The organism is Amycolatopsis bartoniae (assembly GCF_014191255.1).
Taxonomy (GTDB): domain Bacteria; phylum Actinomycetota; class Actinomycetes; order Mycobacteriales; family Pseudonocardiaceae; genus Amycolatopsis_E; species Amycolatopsis_E bartoniae.
Window position 1 is genome coordinate 261054 of the sequence record NZ_JACHWH010000005.1, and the last position, 16384, is coordinate 277437.

Genomic DNA, 16384 nt, shown 5'->3' on the forward strand with positions numbered 1-16384 from the left:
GCGGGCCCGGCACTGCCCCACTGCTATAAAGGGAGGGGAAGAGCCGTTCGAAGGAGACTCCACGTGGCGGGTGAAGACGACATCTCCGGGTGAGCCCCGGACCTGACGGCCCCCGGCAGGCACTGCCGAGGTGGCCATGTCGTCGTCCCCTTTTCCCCCGCCGGGCGCCCGTCTGCCCGTGCCACATCCTGTCGAGGTCTCCGTCATGTCCGACATCCGTATCGTCGTTTCCGGCCTGTCCTTCTCCTGGCCCGACGACACCCCCGTCTTCGACCGCCTGTCCTGCACCGTTCCCGACGGGCGCACCGGCCTGGTCGCCCCGAACGGCGCCGGGAAGTCCACCCTGCTCAAGCTCCTCGCCGGCGTGCTGCGGCCCACCGAGGGCAGCGTCACCGTCGACGGCCTGCTCGGGTACCTCCCCCAGGACCTGCCGCTGACCGGCGAGCCGACCGTCGCCGAGGTCCTCGGGATCGACGCCGTCCTGCGCGCACTGGCCGCCGTCGAGTCCGGGGACGTGGCCGAGGAACACTTCACCACCATCGGCACCGACTGGGACGTCGAGGAGCGCACGCGCGCCCAGCTCGACCGGCTCGGGCTCGGCGAGCTGGCGCTCGACCGGCGCCTGGGCACCCTCAGCGGCGGCCAGATCGTCTCCCTCGGGCTGGCGGCGCAGCTGCTCAAGCGGCCCGACGTGCTGCTGCTCGACGAACCCACCAACAACCTCGACCGCGAAGCGCGGCAGAGGCTCTACTCGGTGCTCGACGACTGGCACGGCTGCCTGCTGGTGGTCAGCCACGACCGCGAGCTGCTCGACCGCGCCGACCGGATCGCGGAGCTGGACGCCGGGGAGATCCGCTTCCACGGCGGCAACTTCACCGAGTACGAGCAGGCGGTCCAGGCCGAGCGCGAGGTGGCGGAGAAGAACATCCGCAACGCCGAACAGGAGGTGAAGCGCGAGAAGCGGGAGATGCAGCAGGCGCGGGAGCGGGCGGCCCGCCGGGCGAGCAACGCCCAGCGCAACCTCGCGAACGCCGGGCTGCCCAAGATCGTCGCGGGCGCCATGAAGCGCAACGCGCAGGAGTCGGCGGGCAAGGCCGACGGGACGCACGCGGCGCGGGTCAGCGCCGCCAAGGCCAAGCTCGACCAGGCCGAGCGGTCGCTGCGCGAGGACCAGAAGCTCAGCCTGGAGCTGCCCCAGACGGCGGTGCCCGCGGGCCGCACGCTGTTCCTCGGCGAGGGCCTGCGCAAGCGGAACCTGTTCGGCGGCAACGGCATCGACCTCGCCATCCGTGGCCCGGAACGCATCGCGCTCACCGGTCCGAACGGCTCCGGCAAGTCGACGCTGCTGCGGATCGTCACCGGCGACCTCGAACCCGACGACGGCACGGTGAAGCGGGCCGACGGCCGGATCGCCTACCTGTCGCAGCGCCTGGACCTGCTCGACGACGAGCGCTCGGTCGCCGAGAACCTGGCGGCCTTCGCGCCCGCGATGCCGCCGGCGCCGCGGATGAACCTGCTGGCGCGCTTCCTGTTCCGCGGTCCGCGGGCGCACTTGCCGGTCGGCGTCCTGTCCGGCGGGGAACGGCTGCGCGCCACGCTGGCGTGCGTCCTGTTCGCCGAGCCCGCACCGCAGCTGCTGTTGCTGGACGAGCCGACGAACAACCTGGACCTGGTCAGCGCGGGTCAGCTGGAGAGCGCGCTGAACGCGTTCGAGGGCGCGTTCGTGGTCGTCAGCCACGACGAGCGCTTCCTGGCGGGGATCGGGATCGGCCGCAGGCTCCGGCTCGACGGGGGCGCCCTGCGGGAAACCGGCCGCTGACGCCATAGGCCGAAGCAGCTCTGCTCGCGCACGGCCTCGCGGCTGCTCGCCGGGACCGACCGGCCCTGCACCAGGAGATGCCGTTCGACCCGGCGTCCACAGTGGAGGATGTACTGGACGACGCCCGGGCGGACCTCACCGAGCTGGACCGGCTCGGCGCCCTGCTCGCCGAGTACGCCGAGCGCCTCGGCCAGGCGCAGCGCCACGAGGCGTGGGACGCCGACCGCCGCGCGAAGATCGTCCTCGACAGACTCGGGTTCGTCAGGGTGGGGCATGACCGGCCCCACTGACGGCAGCGACGGCCGCCTGCCCGAGGCGCTGTCGGTGTACGACCGCGTCGCGCGGCTGCTGGACGAGGACCTGGGCCTGGAGCCGGGGCCGGGCTGCGGCGGACGCTGAGACGTCCACAATGGACGGCGAGTTCGTCGCCGTGCCGTCCGGAGCGACCCGGGCCTAAGCCCCGAACCCGCGCAGGAACGTGTCCACCAGGACGTCCGCCGCCTGGGCGTCGGTCAGCTCCGGGAGTTCCTGGCCGCCCAGGTGGAGGAGCCTGCCGAGCACCGCGCCCGGCCAGCCGGGCGGCAGGTCCGGGCGCAGGAAGCCCTCGGCGGTGGCCCGCCGCAGGAACACCTCCACCTCCTCGACGACCCGGTCGCGCCGTTCCCGCGCGGCCGGGTCCGCCGTCATGCGTTTCAGCTCCACCGGCCACTTGCGGTTCACGCCGATGATCCCCTCGACGTACCGGTGCAGCGCCACCGGCACCGGCGCCTCGCGCAGCCGCGCCGCGGCCACCGCCTCCTCGATCGCGTCCAGCCGCGCCTGGTACACCGCCGCCAGCAGCTCGTCGCGGCCCGCGAAGCGCCGGTAGACCGTCCGCCGGTCCACGCCCGCCTCGGCCGCGATCGCCGCGATGCTCGTGGCCGGGTCTTCGGCCAGCATCCGGGCTCCGGTGGTCAGCACGAGCTCGAGGTTCCGCACGGCATCTGCTCTCACCCCTCGAACCTACACCAGCTGTGACGCTCAAGACAGCTTCCGCCTCATCGCTGTGACAGTTAAGTGCTACATTGGTGAGGCAGAAGCGAAACGAGGAGGACTCCAGTGATCACCTACGACCAGCTCTTCATCGGCGGCTCGTGGACCACACCGAGCAACACCACCTTGCTGGACATCGTGTCCCCGCACGACCAGTCGGTCCTCGGCCGCGCCGCGCAGGCCCTGCCCGCCGACGTCGACCGCGCCGTCGCCGCCGCACGCAAGGCGTTCGACGAGGGGCCGTGGCCCCGGACCCCGCCCGCGGAGCGGATCGCGGTCATCCGCCGGCTCACCACCCTGCGTGAGCGGCACGCCGACGAGATCGCGGCGCTCATCTCCGCCGAGAACGGCTCCGCCCTCTGGTTCACCAAGGCGGGCCAGCCCGGGCTTTTCCGCCAGGCCAACGCCTACCTCAAGGCGGCCGAGACCTTCGGCTGGGAGGAGACGCTCACCCCGTCCGACCCGGCCGCGCCGTTCCGGTCGGTCGTGCGCCGCGAGGCGATCGGCGTCGTGGCCGCCGTCATCCCGTGGAACTCGCCGTTCTCCGCGGCGCTCGCCAAGATCATCCCCGCGCTGCTCGCCGGCAACACCGTCGTGCTCAAGGTCTCGCCCGAGAACTCGCTCAGCATGAACCTCCTCGCGCGGCTGCTCGAGCAGACCGGCCTGCCCGAGGGCGTGCTCAGCGTGCTGCCCGCCGACCGCGAGACCAGCGAACACCTCGTGCGGCACCGGGACGTCGACAAGGTCGCGTTCACCGGTTCCACCCGGGCCGGCCGCCGAATCGCGTCGCTGGCCGGGGCGCAGCTCAAGCGGGTCAGCCTCGAACTGGGCGGCAAGTCCGCGGCCGTGATCCTGCCCGACGCCGACCTCGGGGCGGCGATCCAGGGCCTGAAGTTCGGCTCGCTGCTGAACAACGGCGAGTCGTGCATCGCGCAGACGCGGATCCTCGCGCCGCGCACCCGGTACGAGGAAGTCGTTGCGGCGCTGAAAGAACTGGTCGAGTCCCTGGGTGTCGGCGACCCGGCCGACGAGGCCACCTTCATCGGTCCGATGGTCCGGCGCGACCAGCAGCAGCGGGTGCTGGACTACATCCGCGCCGGCATCGAGGAAGGTGCCCGGCTCGTCACCGGCGGCCCGGAGGTGCCGGCGGGCCTGGAAGGCGGTTTCTACGTCACCCCCACGCTGTTCGCCGACGTGGACAACTCGATGCGCATCGCCCGGGAGGAGATCTTCGGGCCCGTCCTGGTCGTGATCGCCTACGACGACGAGGACGACGCCGTCCGCATCGCCAACGACTCCGAGTACGGGCTGTCCGGCGGCGTGTGGTCGGCCGACGAGGCGCACGCGATGGACGTCGCGCGCCGCCTGCGCACCGGCACCGTCACCGTGAACGGCGCGCCCATCGGCTTCGACGGCCCGTTCGGCGGTTTCAAGGCCAGCGGCCTCGGCCGCGAGTACGGCGCCACCGGGCTCGGCACCTACGTCGAGTACAAGACCGTCACCCTCAAGACGGAGCGATGACCGCCACCGCTGTGTGGATTGATCCCACGGGAGCCGCTCCATCCACTGTGGACAGCGCCGCTTCTGTACTTGCCGGTCCATTTTTCTTTCTTCATCCTGGCCTCATGTCACTCGACCAGTACTACCTGCTCGGCCGGTCCGGGCTGCGCGTCAGCCGCCTCGCGCTGGGCACCATGAACTTCGGCAAGGACGGGTTCCACGCCCCCTACGGCAGGACCGAGGACGAGGCCCGGCCGATCTTCCGCCGCTATGTGGAGGCCGGCGGCAACTTCGTCGACACCGCCGACTTCTACACCGCCGGGGCGAGTGAGACCATCCTCGGCAGGCTCGTCGCCGAGGCCGGGAACCGCGAACGCCTCGTGCTCACCAGCAAGTTCACCAACAGCGTCGACCCCGGCGACCCCAACGCCGGCGGCAACGGGCGCAAACACATGATCCGCGCGGCCGAAGCGTCGCTGCGCCGCCTCGGCACCGACTACCTCGACCTGTACCTGCTGCACACGTGGGACCGCATCACGCCGGTCGAGGAGGTCCTGCGCACCTTCGACGACCTGACGAGGGCGGGCAAGATCCGCTACGCCGGCCTGTCCGACGTGCCCGCCTGGTACGCCGCCCGCGCGCAGACACTCGCGGAGGCGCACTCGCTCGTCCCGATGGTCAACCTGCAGCTGCCCTACTCCCTCGCCGAACGGACCATCGAGACCGAGCACGTGCCCGCCGGGCAGGCGCTGGGCCTCGGCGTCACGGCGTGGAGCCCGCTCGCCAGCGGCTTCCTCACGGGCAAGTACCGCAACTCCGGCCAGGGCCTGACGGGTGAAGGGCGGCTCACCGGCGAGGGCGGCGCCGGGTCCGAGTGGACGGACCGGCAGTGGGAGCTGCTCAAGACGCTGGAAACCGTGGCGGACAAGCTCGGCGTGACGATGGCCCAGGTGGCGCTCAACTGGGTCGCGACACAGCCCGGCATCGCCGCCGCCATCGTCGGGGCCAGCAGCGCCGGGCAGCTCGATTCCTCGCTGGCGGCGCTCGACTTCGAGCTGCCCGCGGACCTGCGCGCCGAGCTCGACGCGGCCAGCGCCGTCCCGCCGGGCAAGCCCTACGTGATGTTCACGCCGCAGTACCAGTCGTGGCTCGTCAATCCCGGCACGCGGACCGGGGACAAGCCCGCCGGCTACCACCCGGTGGTGCGCAACTGGGTGCCGGCGCAGGCTCAGGCCGTGCGCAGGTAGTCGAGGCAGAGGTCCAGCACCGACTCCAGGTGCTCGGCCGACCCGGTGGACATCAGCAGCGTCACCCCGCCCTGGATCGCGGCGATCAGCGCGCCCGCGGTGCGGGCGGGGTCGACGTCCCGGGCGAGGTGGCCGTCCGCCCGCATCCGTTCGAGGCCCGTTTGGAGCTCACGCTGCCACTGTTCGAGCAGCCGCGCGGTGACGGCCTGGGCGGCGGGGCTGTGCCTGCCGATCTCGGTGATCAGCACGCCGAGGGGGCAGTGCACGCCCTGGCGCCGGTACCGCTCCACCACCGCGTCGCGCCACTGGTGCCACGCCGGCCACGACGTCAGCTCGCCGAGGTAGGGCTGCTGGTCGGCGAGCACCTGGCCGGCCTCCCACTCGGCGACGGCCAGCAGCAGCTGTTCCCTGCCCTCGGGGAAGTAGTGGAACAGCTGGCTCTTGCCCGTGCCGCTGCGCCGGCAGATGTCGTCGAGGGTGGTGGCGACCACGCCCCGCTCGCGGATCTCGGCCGACGCCGCCTCGATGATCCGCTGCCGCGTCGCGGCGCCCTTCTTGGTGAGCACTCAGCAATCGTCCCGGAGCAGGGTCCACACCGCATCGGCGACGACGTGGTGCCCGGCCGCGGTGGGGTGGACGTGGTCGGCGAGGAACAGGCCCTGGCCCGCCGCGCTGTCGCCGGGCGGCAGGTACTGGCGCAGGTCGAGGAAGCGGCTGCCCTCGTCCGCCGCGGTCTGCGCGATGACCTCGGCGTACGCGGCCCACGAGGTGTTCCGCGGCTGGGCGGAGTTGCGGTGACCGGCCTGCCACTGCGCCACGACGGCGATCGTGGAGCGCGGAGACGCGGCCTTGATGCTGTCGACGAGCCGGTGGTACGCCGGCGCCAGCACTGCCGTGGGCGAACGGTCCTGGATGTACTCGTTGGCGCCCAGCTCGACGAGCACGAGGCTGGGCTGGAGCTGCCCGACGCGCCCGACCGCGGCGGTGGTCTCGGGCCAGCGGCCGCCGGGCAGGAAGTCGCTCACCATGGCGCCGTTGTGCGCCAGCACCGTCGTGGTCGTGCGCCACGTCGTCGCGGCCAGCGTGGTGATCCGGGAGGCCCAGCCGTCGGCGGTGGGCGCGTAGACGTCGCCGCCGGGATAGCCGGGCAGTCCGTAGCCGGTGCTTCCCGAATCACCCAGTACGGCGATCGAGGCGTGGTCGGCGCACCACGCGGGCGCGGCGGTGGCGGAACCCGGCGCGGTGGCGGCCAGTGCGGCGACCACCGCCGCGAGGATCGCGACCACGGCGGCACGTCTTCCCGTTCCCGGCCTTCGCACGATCACGTCATCGGGCCCGCCGCGGGCGCCGTTACGCGTTTTCCACAACGGGATAACGAGGTTCGCTCTCCCGCATCTCGGCGAGCAGCTCCTCGCGCCGTTCCTCGGAAAGGTGGTCGAGGTAAAGGCGGCCGTTGAGATGGTCGGTCTCGTGCTGGAAGCAGCGGGCCAGCAGGTCGCTGCCCTCCAGCGTGATCTCGGTGCCTTCGAGGTCCCGTCCGCGGACCGCGACCCGGCGCGCCCGCCGGACTTCGGCCGCCGGCCCGGGCACCGACAGGCAGCCCTCGGCGTGTTCGTCCGGTTCGTCCGCCAGCACCGTCACGACCGGGTTGACCACGTGACCGGCGTGCCACACCGTGTCCTCCTGGTCCCGGTCGTAGCTCTCCGGGCACAGGTAGACGAAGACGCGCAGCGGAACGCCGATCTGGTTGGCGGCCAGGCCGACGCCGCGCGCCGTGCGCATGGTGGCGAACATGTCCGCGACCAGCTGGGCCAGCTCGGCGCCGAACTCGGTGACGTCACCACACGGCGTGTGCAGCACCGGGTTCCCCACCACCGTGATGGGGCGCGACTCCCCCTTCGCGTACTGGGCGGGCAGCTCGCCGCCGGTGCTGACGTCGTAGTGGATGCGCATTTCGTCCTCGGGCACCGCGACATTCAAGCAGCAGCGTGTCAACGGGGCGTACGCCCGGCCCGCTAGCGCGCGGGCAGGATGCGGCCCCGCACCTCGCCGAAGCCGATGCGGCCCCGCGTGCCCGGCGCGGTCGCCGAGATGACCACCTCGTCGCCGTCCAGCAGGAACGAGCGCGCCTCGCCGTTGACGGTGACCGGTTCCCTGCCGCCCCAGGTGAGTTCGATGAACGCGCCCCGCTGGTCCTTCTCCGGGCCCGAGATCGTGCCCGACGCGTACAGGTCGCCGGTGCGGGTGGAGGCGCCGTTGACCGTCAGGTGCGCCAGCATCTGCGCCGGGGACCAGTACATCTCCCGGTACGGCGGGCGGCTGACCTCCTGCCCGTTCCACGTCACCGACAGGTCGACGTCCAGGCCCCACGGCTCGCGCTCGGTAAGGTACGGCAGCGGTTCCGGGTCCTGCGCCGGGGTCGGCACGCGGGCGGCCTCCAGCGCGAGCAGCGGCACCACCCACGGCGAGACCGACGTGGCGAAGCTCTTGCCCAGGAACGGACCCAGCGGCACGTACTCCCACGCCTGGATGTCGCGCGCCGACCAGTCGTTCACCAGCACCGCGCCGAACACCCGCCGCGGGAAGTCCGCAATGGACACCGGCGTGCCGAGCGGTGAGGGCGTGCCCACGAGGAAACCCAGCTCCGCCTCGATGTCCAGCCGCCGGCACTCGCCGAACGTCGGTGCGTCCTCGTCCGGCGCCTTGCGCTGACCGCACGGCCGCACGATGTCCGTGCCCGACACCACCACCGTGCCGGCGCGGCCGTGGTAGCCGACCGGCAGGTGCTTCCAGTTGGGCATCAACGGCGCGGCGTCGGGCCGGAACAGGCGCCCGAGGTTCGAGGCGTGGTGCTCGGACGCGTAGAAGTCCACGTAGTCCGCGACCTCCACCGGCAGGTGCAGCCGCACGTCGCCGACGCCGAACACCGCCTCGTCGGGCACCTCGCCGGTGACCAGCTCCGTGATCCGCGAGCGGACCTCCACCCAGCGGTCGTACCCCTGCGCCATGAACGCGTTCAGCGACGGTCGGGCGAACACGTCGTCGCCCAGCGCCACCGCCAGGTCCACCACCGAGTCGCCCACGCGCACGCCGACGCGCGGCTCGGTGCCCGGCGCCGAGAACACGCCGTAGGGCAGGTTGGCCACCCCGAACAGCGAACCTTCGGGGATGTCGATCCTGGTCAAGCCCTCACTCCTTCCGCCAGCAGCCCGAGCTCCACCAGCTCGGCCACCGGTTCGTCGATGCTGCAGGTCCCGAACGAGCGGAACGACTCACGGGCACCGGTGTCCACTTCGGACACCAGCGCGGCGAGCCGGGCACCGTCGCGCTCGGCCAGCAGCGGAACCAGCCGGTCGGCCGCGGCTCCCTCGCGGGCCGCCGCCGCGGCCGCCAGCAGGTTCAGGAACCCGTGCTGCTCGAAACCCGTGCCCGGATCGGTGTTGCGCACGGCGTGGTGCAGCCCCGCGGTCGCCTTGAACGGCACCCCGGCGGCCACCACCGCGGCGATCCCGGCGGCCAGCTCGGCCTCGTCCGGATACAGCTGCGCCCGCACCCCGCCCGTGCGGAACTTGGCCTGGTGCCCCGTTTTCGCGCAGGTGGCGATCACCTCCGCGCGGCGGGAGTCCCGCGGCACCTCCACGAACACCGGCACGTCCCCGGCGACCTCCAGCGCGGCGAAGAACTCCGCCACACCGGCGTCCGCGGGCATCGCGACCTCGAAACCCGCCAGCCGCACCGGCAGGTCCGCGGCGCGGGCGAGGACGTCCGGCAGCTGGGCCGGGCCGCCGGGCGCGGTCACCGCCAGTTCGAGCGGCACCGTGGCATCCAGCTCGGCCAGCGCGGGCGCGGCCAGCACCAGCGGGCCCACCAGCGCGCCGTACCCCGACGAGTGGTGCTTCACGTGGTCGGGCACGGCCTGCGCCAGCGGTTTCAGCCCCGGCGGGAACACCGCCGCGTCGTCGAGGAACCCGTCGAACAGGCTCACTCGGCTCATCGAGGCCCCCGGCCCGCCCACGTCCACGAGTAGCCCGGGTCCTCGGCGGCGCGGCCGCCCTCGCCGAGCTCCAGGGGGCGGAACGTGTCGACCATGACGGCCAGCTCGTCGAAGAACTCCACGCCGATGCTGCGCTCGTACGCGCCGGGCTGCGGGCCGTGCGAATGACCGCCGGGGTGCAGCGAGATCGAGCCCTGCCCGATGCCGGAACCCTTGCGCGCCTCGTAGTCGCCGCCGCAGTAGAACATGACCTCGTCGGAGTCCACATTGGAGTGGTAGTACGGCACGGGGATGGACAGCGGGTGGTAGTCCACCTTGCGCGGCACGAAGTTGCAGATCACGAAGCCGTCGCCCTCGAACACCTGGTGCACGGGCGGCGGCTGGTGCACGCGGCCGGTGATGGGCTCGAAGTCGCTGACGTTGAACGTGTACGGGTACAGGCAGCCGTCCCAGCCGACCACGTCGAACGGGTGCGTGGGGTACACGAACCGCGTGCCCACGATCCCTGTGCTGGCACGGTGTTTGACCAGCACCTCGACGTCGGTGCCCTCGGCCAGCAGCGGCTCGGCGGGCCCGTGCAGGTCGCGCTCGCAGTACGGCGAGTGCTCCAGCAGCTGCCCGAACTTCGACAGGTACCGCCGCGCCGGGGTGATGTGGGAGTTCGCCTCGATGGCGTAGGCACGCACGAGCCCATCCGGGACCCAGCGGTGCGTGGTGGCGCGCGGCAGGATCACGTAGTCGCCGGTGCGGAACGGCAGCACGCCGAACACGGTCTCGACAGTGCCCTCGCCGGACTCGATGTAGACGCACTCGTCGCCGATCGAATTGCGGTAGAGCGGCGAGGACTCGCCGGCGGCGACGTAGGAGATGCGCACGTCACCGTTGCCGAGCACGAGCCGCCGCCCGGTGACGATGTCGTGCGACTTCCAGTCCTCGCCGGGGAACAGCTCGTGCAGCTTCAGGTGGCGCGGCTTGAGCGGGTGGTTCGCCTGCGTGGTCAGGTCCGGCAGCTCCCAGACCGTCGAGTCGACGATCGCCGACGGGATGCCGCGGTGGTAGAGCAGCGAGGAATCGCTGGAGAAGCCCTCCTCCCCCATCAGCTCCTCGTAGTACAGGCCGCCCTCGGGCGTGCGGTGCTGGGTGTGCCGCTTCGGAGGAACCGAACCGACGTGCCGGTAGTACGCCATGACCTTGCCTCCTTGCCGGTCGAATGTAGTCAATGTATTTACTATCCGGTGGCGGCGCAAGGGTCAGCTGCGCCCGCGGAACCGGTCGCGGTGGCTGAGCAGCTTGTCCAGCAGCATCACCAGGATCCGCTGCTCGGTCTCGGTGAGCACGCTGGTCCACTCGCGCTCGCGCTCGTTCTGCGCGCGGAACACCTCGACCATCTCGGACCGCCCGCGCTCACTGAGCGAGAGCAGGACCGAGCGGCCGTCGTGCTCGCCGGGCGTGCGCTCCAGCATCCCGTCGGCGACCAGTGTCTTGCTGAGGTTGGACACCGCCGCGCGGCTCATGCCGGTCAGCTCCGCGGCCTTCTTCGCCTCCAGCGGCCCGGCCAGCCACGTGACGAACAGCAGCCGGAAGCCGGACCACGACCGGCCCCGCGGCCGGTGCACGGTGGCCTCCAGGTCGTAGGTGACGACGCTGGACGCCCGGTTGAGGGTCAGCAGCACCTCGGTGGCGAGCTGGTGGGAGAAGCCGAACTCGCCGCCCAGCCGGGAGTTGGCGAGCTCGACGAAGGACCAGAAGTCGAGCTCGCCGTTGTCCATGCCCCGAGCCTAGCAGTTAGTACATGCCTAAACTACTTCTTGTTCCTTCGGCAGCGCCGACGGCCGCCGTTCCCGGTCGACCTTGAGGAACACGAGCAGCACCGCGCAGAGCACCAGGCAGCCGATCGGGAAGTACAGCCCCACCGACACGTCGTCGGCGGTGGCGTTCTTGCCGATCACGTACGGCCCGAAGAACCCGCCCAGCGCGGCGATCGAGTTGATCGTCGCCAGGCCGACCGCGGTGTGCTCCTTGGACAGCACGCGCGCGGCCAGCGCCCAGTACGGTGCGAGGTAGCCGAGCACGCCGATCGCGACCAGCGACAGGCAGATCAGGGCGGCCACCGGGGTGTGCCGGAACTGGATGGTGCCAAACAGCCCCACCGCGGCCAGCAGCATCATCGCGACGACGTGCCCGCGGCGCTCGCCCGTGCGGTCGGAGTTGCGGGCCACCAGGATCATCCCGACCGCGCCGACCACCCACGGGATCACGCCGAGGAAGCCGATGTTGGTCGCGGAGTACGAGGGGTCCATCTGCTTGACGATCAGGGGCAGGAAGAACGTGAACCCGTAGAGCCCGCAGGCGGCGAAGAAGTTCGAGAAGGCCAGGTAGAGCACCTTGCGGTCCTTGGCCACGCGCAGCTGCCCGAGGAAGGTCTCCCGCTGCCCGGGCCGGTAGTCCTTGTCGATCTCGGACTCCAGCCAGGCGCGCTCGTCGGCGGCGAGGAAGCGGGCCTGCGCCGGCTTGTTCGGCAGCCAGGCCAGCACGACCAGGCCGACGGCCAGCGCGGGCACGCCCTGCAGGATGAACACCCAGCGCCAGCCCGAGAGCCCGAACCAGTGCACGTGGTCGAGGATCAGGCCGCCGGTGAGGCTGCCGAGGATCATCGCGACCGGCTGCGCGAGCGCGAGCGTGGCGATCGCGCGGCCGCGTTCCTTCGGGCGGAACCACAGCGTCAGGTACAGCAGCAGGCCCGGGTAGAGCCCCGCTTCGGCGACGCCGAGCACGATCCGCGCGATGTAGAGCTGCGGGATGTTCTGCACGAACCCGGTGACCGCGGTGACGATCCCCCAGCTGATCGCGATGCGCGCGAGCCAGATCCGCGCGCCGACCCGCTTCATGATCATGTTGCTGGGCACCTCGAACACCACGTAGGCGAGGAAGAAGATCGCCGACGCGGTGCCGAACACGGCCGTGGTGATCGCCAGCTCGTGCTGCATGCCCAGCTGCGCGTAGCTGATGTTCGACCGGTCCATGTAGTTGAACACGTAGAGCAGCGCGACGAGCGGCAGGACTCTCGTGCTGACCTTCCGTACCGTGCGGCTGCCGACGTCGGCAGCGGGTGTGGTGCTCATGTCTCTCCTTTGAGAACTGAAAGTTTCCCAGGCGGTTTTCCCGAAGCGGCGCCAGCCGCTTGCTCCTGCGCCGTCAGCTCGCACCGCCGCGGGTTCTCAGCCGTCCTCTCGCGAGGACAGCGCCGACGTGGTGAATTGGCATTCATGAGGAGGCGATCCCGGAGCGAGAGGGCGGCTGAGGTTCCGCCACCCGCACCGCCACGCAGGCCGGGTCATGTCAATTTCCCGCGGCGTTCAGGCCCGCCACACGGCCCATGGTGATGGCGTTGGCGACGGCGTTGCCGCCTCCCACGTAGCGGCCGCCGAGGACGCCCGCGCCCGCTTCGCCCGCGGCGAACAGGCCCGGGATGACCGCGCCGCGCTCGTCGCGGACGGCCGCGCGGGCGTCGATCTCCAGGCCGGCGTGCGTGCACACCAGCTCGGCGGGCAGCAGGCGCGCGGCGTAGAACGGCGGTTCGCCGATCGGGTCGGGGTTTCCGGCCGAACCCTTGTTCGCGAGCGTGCGGTGGCGCAGGAACTCGGGGTCGTGCCCGTGCGGCAACTGCTCGTTCCACCGCCGCACGGTGGCGGTCAGCGCCGGGGCGGGAACTCCGGCCTTGCCGGCCAGTTCCTCCAGGCTGCCCGCGCGCAGGGTGCGCCCGGCTTCGGCCTCGGCGAGCACGTGTTCGGCGTCCCAGTGCGCGTAGCCGGACGGCAGCGTGCGGCGGGCGCGTTCGTCGAAGATCGCCCACACCGTGCCGCCCTGGGCGTCGATGATGCCGCTGGACACCGCGTAGGAGGCGTCCTCGTCCATGAACCGGCGGCCGTGCGAGTTCACGTACACGCGCGACTTCGGCGGGAAACCGGACTGCCAGTGGTGCAGGCGCTGGAAGTACGCCGTGGGCAGCAGCAGGCCCCAGCCCTCGCCGGTGACCCCGGCGCCGACCTGCTCGCCGAAGCGCAGGTGGTCGCCGCGGCTGCCGTCGGCGGCCACCACGAACAGGTCCTCCCCCGCCCGCAGCGCGGCCGGGTAGTGGCGGGCCAGCAGCTCCGGGTCGCGGGCGAACCCGCCACTGGCGACCACCACCGCACCGGCCCGCACCTCGACCCCGTCGGCGACGACACCTGTCACCCGGCCGTCGCCGGACAGGAGCCGCTCGACGCGGGTGTTGAGCACGATCTCGACGCCCCGCGCCCGCGCGGCCCTGACCAGTACCTGCACGACCCCGTACCCTTGGTCCTTCGGCACGTGCCCGCGCCAGACGTCCTCGACCCCGGCCTGGCACAGCCCCGGCGTGTGCGCGTTGCCCGACACCTTCGCCGGGATCTCCACGCCGAGGCCGATCAGCCATTCCAGCGCCGGTCCCGACTGGGCGCAGAACTCCGCGATCAGCCCCGGCGCCAGCTGCCACTGGTTGAGGTCCATGTAGTGCTGGAAGAACCGCTCCGCGGAGTCCTCGACACCCAGCGCCCCCTGCACGCTGGTGCCGGCCGCGGTGAACATGCCCGCGGACAGCTGGGTCGAGCCGCCGAGCTCCTTTTCGGACTCGAACAGCAGCACCGACGCGCCCCGTTCGGCGGCGGCCACGGCCGCGGCGAGCCCCGCCCCGCCGCCGCCGACGACCACGACGTCCCAGTCTTCGTTCACGTCAGGTCTCCTCCGGTCTCGGCGAGAATGCGGTGGTACAGCCCGTTCGAGACGAGCCCACCGTCCACAGTGACCTCGCTGCCGGTCATGTAGCCGGATCGGTGCGACAGCAGGAACAACACGACCTCGGTGATCTCCGCCGGTTTGGCCATGCGCCCGGCCGGGATGCTCGCCACCGCGGAGCTGACGAACGAGTCCGCTCCGGCGAGCAGCGTGGTCTCCACGAGCCCGGGATGCACGGAGTTGACGCGGATTCCCCACTTCGCGAAGTTGCCCGCGGCCGATTTGGACAGTCCCGTGAGGCCCCATTTGCTCGCCGAGTACGCCGGCGAGAAGTAACCGATCTGCCCGGAGATCGAGGAGATGTTGATGATCGAGCCGCCGCCGGAGTCGCGCATCAGCCCCGCCACGGCCTTCATACCGTGGAACGGGCCGAACAGGTTGATGCGCAACACCTTTTCCCAGATCTCGTCCGTGGTGTCCAGGAACTCCAGCCGCCGCGAGATCCCGGCGTTGTTGACCAGCCCGCCGAGCCGGCCGCGGCTTTCCCGGATCTCCCCGACCACGCGAGCCCACGCCGCGGGGTCGGTCACGTCCAGCTCGTGCGCCGACGCCGAACCGCCCGCGGCCTCGATCTCCCGCACCACGGGCGTGGCGTCGGCGATGTCGGCGAGGCACACGTGCGTGCCGTGCGCGGCCAGCGCGCGGGCGTGACTCGCGCCCATGCCCGCCGCCGCGCCGGTGATCAGCACCGGGTCCGGGTACTCAGACATGCCGCGAACCACCGTCGACCGCGATGCTGTGGCCGGTCACGTACCGGGCGCTGTCGGAGAGCAGGAACAGCAGCGGGCCGACGACCTCCTCGGGCGAGCCGAGCCGGTGCAGCGGCACGACGTCGAGCGCGTGTCGCAGCGCGGCCGGGTCCTCCTTGACCCAGCGGGTCATCTCGGTGTCGATGTAGCCCGGGGCGATGGAGTTGACGCGGATGCCCTGGTCGCCGAGCTCGACGGCGAGACTTTCGGTGAGGTGCGCGACGGCGGCCTTCGAGGTGCAGTAGGCGCCCCGGCCACGGCGGACGCGGACGGCCGACACCGACGACATGTTGACGATCGCGCTGCCCGGTTCCATGTGCCGCGCGGCGGTCTGCGCGCCGTAGAGCACGCCTTCGACGTTGACCTTCAGCGTCGCCTCGATCTGCTCCGGCGTGATCTCCCCGGCGAGCGCGAACGGGAAGATCCCCGCGTTGTTGACCCAGAAGTCGAGGCGCCCGAAGCGTTCCAGCGCCAGCTGCGCGACGGCCTCGTGGTCCTCGGGCTTCGTGACGTCGATGCGGGTGCCGATGACCTCGCCGGGCTTCTCGCCCTTGAGCTCGGCGGCGATTTCCCGGGCGGTCGTGAGCATCTGCTCTTCGTTGATGTCGGCGCCGACGACGTGGACACCGCGGGCGGCCAGTGCCGCGGTGAACCGCGCGCCCATGCCCCGGGCCGCGCCGGTGACGACCGCGACCTTGCCTTCGAGGTCCGGGTACACGGCCGTCATCGGCTCGTGCCGGGCGCGGGTGTCGCTCATGAGTTCTCCGTTTCTTCTTGTGCGTCGTCGCGGCGGACGGTGCGGCGGCGGATGCGCCACCGGCCGTCGTCGCGGACCAGCTCGTCGGTGATCGTGGTCTGCCGGACCAGGCGGGACGGCCCGCCCGGCGGGGTGTGCACGATCTGCAGGTAGGCGCGGACGGTCAGCCCGGTGCCGGCCTGCTGGACGAACAGGTTGGTGATCACGTGGCGCGCCGTGCCGTCCTGCGCCGCGAAGTCCTCGGCGAAGCGGGCGAGCTTTTCCGTGCCCACCACGGGTGCCGGGTAGCTGGGCGAGCAGAACTCGCCGTCCGCGGTGAAGGTGTCCGCCCAGGCGCGGGCGTCCCCGTTGTCGATGAAGTGGCTCTGCGCGCCGTACAGCTGGTGGACGTGAGCGAGCGTGTCGGCGCTGATGTCCACGATGACCTCCGGGGCTGTGCACGCTGCCTTCCGCGTGCTATTATCGCACTCTGCG

18 protein-coding genes are annotated in these 16384 nt (G+C 71.6%); 5 read left to right on the top strand and 13 right to left on the bottom strand.

Going from position 1 to position 16384, the window contains the following annotated elements:
* Positions 1–205 precede the first annotated feature (205 nt).
* From FHX82_RS24760 to FHX82_RS37180, 3 genes are all read left to right on the top strand, one after another.
* The gene (locus FHX82_RS24760) at positions 206–1819 is read left to right on the top strand and encodes an ABC-F family ATP-binding cassette domain-containing protein (protein ID WP_145934623.1); all 1614 of its coding nucleotides are present in this window, start codon (positions 206–208) and stop codon (positions 1817–1819) included.
* A 77-nt stretch (positions 1820–1896) separates the two neighbouring features.
* Positions 1897–2109 (top strand): hypothetical protein, encoded by a 213-nt coding sequence (locus FHX82_RS24765; protein ID WP_229880357.1) that lies wholly within the window; start codon positions 1897–1899, stop codon positions 2107–2109.
* The gene (locus tag FHX82_RS37180) at positions 2093–2218 is read left to right on the top strand and encodes a BTAD domain-containing putative transcriptional regulator (protein ID WP_260172349.1); all 126 of its coding nucleotides are present in this window, start codon (positions 2093–2095) and stop codon (positions 2216–2218) included. The genes FHX82_RS24765 and FHX82_RS37180 overlap by 17 nt, the downstream gene beginning before the upstream one ends.
* 54 nt (positions 2219–2272) lie before the next feature.
* Here FHX82_RS37180 and FHX82_RS24770 read toward each other — a convergent pair whose 3' ends face one another.
* Complete coding sequence (locus FHX82_RS24770; protein ID WP_145934622.1) at positions 2273–2812, bottom strand: TetR/AcrR family transcriptional regulator; 540 nt, start codon at positions 2810–2812, stop codon at positions 2273–2275.
* Between the two features lie 105 nt (positions 2813–2917).
* Between FHX82_RS24770 and FHX82_RS24775 the strand changes: the two genes are divergently transcribed.
* Together FHX82_RS24775 and FHX82_RS24780 are read left to right on the top strand one after the other, a co-directional pair.
* The gene (locus FHX82_RS24775; protein WP_145934621.1) at positions 2918–4372 is read left to right on the top strand and encodes an aldehyde dehydrogenase; all 1455 of its coding nucleotides are present in this window, start codon (positions 2918–2920) and stop codon (positions 4370–4372) included.
* Positions 4373–4476: 104 nt separating this feature from the next.
* Complete coding sequence (locus FHX82_RS24780; RefSeq protein ID WP_145934620.1) at positions 4477–5598, top strand: aldo/keto reductase; 1122 nt, start codon at positions 4477–4479, stop codon at positions 5596–5598.
* Here FHX82_RS24780 and FHX82_RS24785 read toward each other — a convergent pair.
* From FHX82_RS24785 to FHX82_RS24840, 12 genes are all read right to left on the bottom strand, one after another.
* Positions 5580–6164, bottom strand: a complete 585-nt coding sequence (locus FHX82_RS24785) for a TetR/AcrR family transcriptional regulator (protein WP_145934619.1) — start codon at positions 6162–6164, stop codon at positions 5580–5582. The two genes, FHX82_RS24780 and FHX82_RS24785, sit on opposite strands and share 19 nt — an antisense overlap.
* Complete coding sequence (locus FHX82_RS24790; RefSeq protein WP_229880359.1) at positions 6165–6884, bottom strand: SGNH/GDSL hydrolase family protein; 720 nt, start codon at positions 6882–6884, stop codon at positions 6165–6167.
* Between the two features lie 64 nt (positions 6885–6948).
* Entirely contained in the window at positions 6949–7566 is a 618-nt protein-coding gene (gene def / locus FHX82_RS24795) for a peptide deformylase (protein ID WP_229880361.1), read from the bottom strand.
* Positions 7567–7613: 47 nt separating this feature from the next.
* Positions 7614–8783 (bottom strand): fumarylacetoacetase, encoded by a 1170-nt coding sequence (gene fahA / locus FHX82_RS24800; protein ID WP_145934617.1) that lies wholly within the window; start codon positions 8781–8783, stop codon positions 7614–7616.
* Positions 8780–9592 carry a hypothetical protein gene (locus FHX82_RS24805; RefSeq protein ID WP_183176807.1) on the bottom strand — a complete coding sequence of 271 codons (813 nt, stop codon included), beginning with the start codon at positions 9590–9592 and terminating at the stop codon, positions 8780–8782. The genes fahA and FHX82_RS24805 overlap by 4 nt, the downstream gene beginning before the upstream one ends.
* Complete coding sequence (locus tag FHX82_RS24810) at positions 9589–10779, bottom strand: homogentisate 1,2-dioxygenase (RefSeq protein WP_145934615.1); 1191 nt, start codon at positions 10777–10779, stop codon at positions 9589–9591. Before FHX82_RS24810 ends, FHX82_RS24805 begins: the two co-directional genes overlap by 4 nt.
* 63 nt (positions 10780–10842) lie before the next feature.
* Complete coding sequence (locus tag FHX82_RS24815; protein WP_145934614.1) at positions 10843–11361, bottom strand: MarR family winged helix-turn-helix transcriptional regulator; 519 nt, start codon at positions 11359–11361, stop codon at positions 10843–10845.
* A 27-nt stretch (positions 11362–11388) separates the two neighbouring features.
* Complete coding sequence (locus FHX82_RS24820) at positions 11389–12714, bottom strand: MFS transporter (RefSeq protein ID WP_145934613.1); 1326 nt, start codon at positions 12712–12714, stop codon at positions 11389–11391.
* Between the two features lie 217 nt (positions 12715–12931).
* Positions 12932–14341 carry an FAD-dependent oxidoreductase gene (locus tag FHX82_RS24825; protein ID WP_145934612.1) on the bottom strand — a complete coding sequence of 470 codons (1410 nt, stop codon included), beginning with the start codon at positions 14339–14341 and terminating at the stop codon, positions 12932–12934.
* Positions 14338–15114, bottom strand: coding sequence for an SDR family NAD(P)-dependent oxidoreductase (locus FHX82_RS24830; protein ID WP_145934611.1), 777 nt, complete (start codon positions 15112–15114; stop codon positions 14338–14340). The genes FHX82_RS24825 and FHX82_RS24830 overlap by 4 nt, the downstream gene beginning before the upstream one ends.
* The gene (locus FHX82_RS24835; protein WP_221216496.1) at positions 15107–15910 is read right to left on the bottom strand and encodes an SDR family NAD(P)-dependent oxidoreductase; all 804 of its coding nucleotides are present in this window, start codon (positions 15908–15910) and stop codon (positions 15107–15109) included. Before FHX82_RS24835 ends, FHX82_RS24830 begins: the two co-directional genes overlap by 8 nt.
* Positions 15907–16329, bottom strand: a complete 423-nt coding sequence (locus FHX82_RS24840) for a nuclear transport factor 2 family protein (RefSeq protein WP_229880363.1) — start codon at positions 16327–16329, stop codon at positions 15907–15909. Before FHX82_RS24840 ends, FHX82_RS24835 begins: the two co-directional genes overlap by 4 nt.
* Between the last annotated feature and the right edge of the window lie 55 nt (positions 16330–16384).

Excerpts from the sequence above, each read along its gene's own strand:
- FHX82_RS24765 (WP_229880357.1), top strand. The coding sequence starts at position 1,897 with ATGCCGTTCGACCCGGCGTCCACAGTGGAGGATGTACTGGACGACGCC.
- FHX82_RS24820 (WP_145934613.1), bottom strand. The coding sequence starts at position 12,714 with ATGAGCACCACACCCGCTGCCGACGTCGGCAGCCGCACGGTACGGAAG.
- FHX82_RS24760 (WP_145934623.1), top strand. The coding sequence starts at position 206 with ATGTCCGACATCCGTATCGTCGTTTCCGGCCTGTCCTTCTCCTGGCCC.
- FHX82_RS24780 (WP_145934620.1), top strand. The coding sequence starts at position 4,477 with ATGTCACTCGACCAGTACTACCTGCTCGGCCGGTCCGGGCTGCGCGTC.
- FHX82_RS24830 (WP_145934611.1), bottom strand. The coding sequence starts at position 15,114 with ATGTCTGAGTACCCGGACCCGGTGCTGATCACCGGCGCGGCGGCGGGC.
- FHX82_RS24805 (WP_183176807.1), bottom strand. The coding sequence starts at position 9,592 with ATGAGCCGAGTGAGCCTGTTCGACGGGTTCCTCGACGACGCGGCGGTG.
- FHX82_RS24815 (WP_145934614.1), bottom strand. The coding sequence starts at position 11,361 with ATGGACAACGGCGAGCTCGACTTCTGGTCCTTCGTCGAGCTCGCCAAC.
- FHX82_RS24810 (WP_145934615.1), bottom strand. The coding sequence starts at position 10,779 with ATGGCGTACTACCGGCACGTCGGTTCGGTTCCTCCGAAGCGGCACACC.
- FHX82_RS37180 (WP_260172349.1), top strand. The coding sequence starts at position 2,093 with ATGACCGGCCCCACTGACGGCAGCGACGGCCGCCTGCCCGAGGCGCTG.
- FHX82_RS24835 (WP_221216496.1), bottom strand. The coding sequence starts at position 15,910 with ATGAGCGACACCCGCGCCCGGCACGAGCCGATGACGGCCGTGTACCCG.